Origin of the sequence: Streptomyces sp. NPDC005195, assembly GCF_040608315.1 — a bacterium.
GTDB lineage: Bacteria > Actinomycetota > Actinomycetes > Streptomycetales > Streptomycetaceae > Streptomyces > Streptomyces kaempferi.
Window position 1 is genome coordinate 1 of the sequence record NZ_JBEXHZ010000246.1, and the last position, 2,342, is coordinate 2,342.

General features: G+C 71.4%; 4 protein-coding genes. 1 reads left to right on the plus strand and 3 read right to left on the minus strand.

Going from position 1 to position 2,342, the window contains the following annotated elements; all coding sequences use genetic code 11:
* A partial coding sequence (locus ABZV34_RS38570) for a sigma-70 family RNA polymerase sigma factor (RefSeq protein ID WP_356287692.1) occupies positions 1-304 on the minus strand: 304 nt, incomplete at its 3' end.
* A 269-nt stretch (positions 305-573) separates the two neighbouring features.
* On the opposite strand from ABZV34_RS38570, the gene ABZV34_RS38575 reads away from it, so the two are divergent.
* Positions 574-798 (plus strand): hypothetical protein, encoded by a 225-nt coding sequence (locus tag ABZV34_RS38575; RefSeq protein ID WP_356287683.1) that lies wholly within the window; start codon positions 574-576, stop codon positions 796-798.
* Between the two features lie 469 nt (positions 799-1,267).
* Here the strand turns inward: ABZV34_RS38575 and ABZV34_RS38580 are convergent, their stop codons facing one another.
* Positions 1,268-1,741 (minus strand): hypothetical protein, encoded by a 474-nt coding sequence (locus ABZV34_RS38580; RefSeq protein WP_356287686.1) that lies wholly within the window; start codon positions 1,739-1,741, stop codon positions 1,268-1,270.
* Between the two features lie 65 nt (positions 1,742-1,806).
* A partial coding sequence (locus tag ABZV34_RS38585) for an ATP-binding protein (RefSeq protein WP_356287689.1) occupies positions 1,807-2,342 on the minus strand: 536 nt, incomplete at its 5' end.

The following is a 2,342-nucleotide window of genomic DNA, read 5'->3' on the forward strand; positions in this document are numbered from 1 at the left end:
GGTCGGGCACGTCGGCCGACTCGCGGAGCGCGGCAGCGGCAGCCGCCCGGTATCGGCGGTTGCCGCGGCAGGGGTTGCGCGCGATATTGGTGGCGACGCCCAGCAGCCAGGGACGCAGCGAGCCGCCCTCGGGGTCGACCCGGTCGCGCAGCCGCCAGGCCTCCATGAACGTCGCCGACATGACGTCCTCCGCGACCGACCAGTCGGCGGTGAGGCGGAAGGCGTGGTTGTAGACGGTGCGGGCGTAGCGGTCGAAGAGACCCCCGAAGGCCTCTGGATCCCCGGCCCGTATCCGGGTCCGCATCTCTGTGGTCACCTCTGTTCCCTGTCCGCCACCCCGGCGGGGTTCCGGTGACACACGTCACAGGCCCGGGCCGTACGGTTGCTGTCGGCCGGTTGTCCACGGCCTTCCGCTTGGTGCGGGGAAGCGGCCGTCCGCAGTCATGACGTGCCTGGCCGCCCCGTGCCCGGCCGCCCCGGCGTGTTCCCACACTAGGGAATTCCTCGTGACGAGTGCCGCAGGCTTTCTCCTGCCGAAGTCGAAGTACGGATCATCAGGAGAAGGAGACAGATATGCGCTCTCGCTTTGCTGCCGTGGTCACGGCCGCGACTCTCGGGGCTCTCGGCCTCATCCTCGCCACGGGGGCCGCCGCCGACGCCGCCTCCCGGCCCGCGGTCACCAAGGCCGAGTGTGTGGCGACAGGGGGCGTGGTCTTCGACATCCCCATGAAGACGACCTTCTGTCTGTATGACAACCACGACGGGACGATCGACATCGCCCCCATCGTCCTGCACTGAGGCATCGAGCGACCGAAGTCCGTGACCCGGAGCGGGAAAGCCCGGTGTGCCCGTGCCTACCGAGCTGTGACCAGGCGGGAATCACCACGTGGTCGCCTGTCGCCTGATGGCACCGGGCGCGGACTGGCACGGATCGGCATGGACCGGCATGGATCGGCATGGACTGGCACGAGCCGATCGGGGCGGAAGGTGGCCGTCACGATGCCGCCGAGTACGGCGGACCCGGTGTCCGGGGCGCGCAGGAGTCCGCAGGGTTGCCGGACCCGTGGCGGCGGCAGGACCGTGCCTGGTGCCTGATCTCTGGGCCGGGACGTGGATCTGGTGAAGCACCTGCGGCGGTGGCTCGGAGGCGCTGATCGCGCGGCTGCCGGCCGCCTCGGAGCCGGCGTCGTACCGGATGGCGCCGGGCGACAGGGTCGGCCGAGTCCGGGCCGTGGAGTGATCAGCGGGGTCGACTCGAGGGCGGCTGTCAGTCGGCCAGGGCGGAGGCGAGGTCCCTCGTCGCCTGGACGACGTCCTTGTCCGGCTCCGCGAGCAGGCGCTGGAGGGTCCCGCGATGCTCCCGTACGGCTCGGCGCGCCTCGCGCTCCCAGCCCACGTAGTTCTCACGGCGGTTGAGCAGCTTGGGGTAGGCCATGGCCGTGCTCTCCCACTGGCGGGCGTCGGCGATGTTCTTCAGGAGCCGGAGGATCTGCACGCGGCAGGCGACCTGGGGAAGCTGGGCGAGCTCCCACAGGAAGGGGACCGTGGCGGCGGTCGCCTGGTCCACGACGAAGCCGTACTGGCAGATGCGCTGCCTCAGACGTGCGAGCGCGTCGACGGCGGTCTCCTCGTCGCCGGACGTGATGGCGGTGAGCAGCGTGGGGATGGCCGTGGCCGCTCCGGTGGAGTCCTGGAGCTCGCGCCAGGGGACGCGTTCGAGGTCTTTCAGGGTTGTCTCCATGTCCGCTCCCGCGCGAGGAGTTCCGGGATGAGGTGCGACGGGACGCTCCGCCGCCGCGGCGTGCGTCATGTCAGGCCGTGCCAGGCCGAGGGCGTGGGCCGGGGAAGTGCCGGCAGCATGGCCCAGACGGTCTTGCCCGCGGGTGAGAGGGTCCAGCCCCAGTGCTCGGACAGCGCCTCGACGATGCGCAGTCCGCGACCGTGGACCTCCAGAGCGCCGTCCGTGCGGGGACACGTGGGCGGACTGTCGCTCTGATCGGTGACGGCGCATACGAGGTGGGTGCGGCGAAGGGTCAGCTTCAGCCACACTCCCGTCTGGCCGGCACCTGCCCGCGGAGCCGCGTGCAGCACCGCGTTGGTGGCCAGTTCGGTGACGACGAGGACGGCGTCGTCACTGCGGTCGACCAGCGCCCAGCGGCCAAGGGTGCGGCGGGTGAAGTCGCGTGCCTGGGCGAACCCCTGGGGGGATTCGGTGATGCGCAGGCTCGCGGATCTGGGCACGTTGCCCGCGAGCTCGCTCCTCCGGGGCCGCTCCGGTCCCGGGACATGGGCGGGGGCTCCGTCCGAAGGCGATGCGGCCAGAGGAGTCCGACCTGCCCACG

What these genes read in the sequence shown, in the direction of transcription:
- ABZV34_RS38575 (WP_356287683.1), top strand. Translation starts at nt 574, where the DNA reads ATGCGCTCTCGCTTTGCTGCCGTGGTCACGGCCGCGACTCTCGGGGCT.
- ABZV34_RS38580 (WP_356287686.1), bottom strand. Translation starts at nt 1,741, where the DNA reads ATGGAGACAACCCTGAAAGACCTCGAACGCGTCCCCTGGCGCGAGCTC.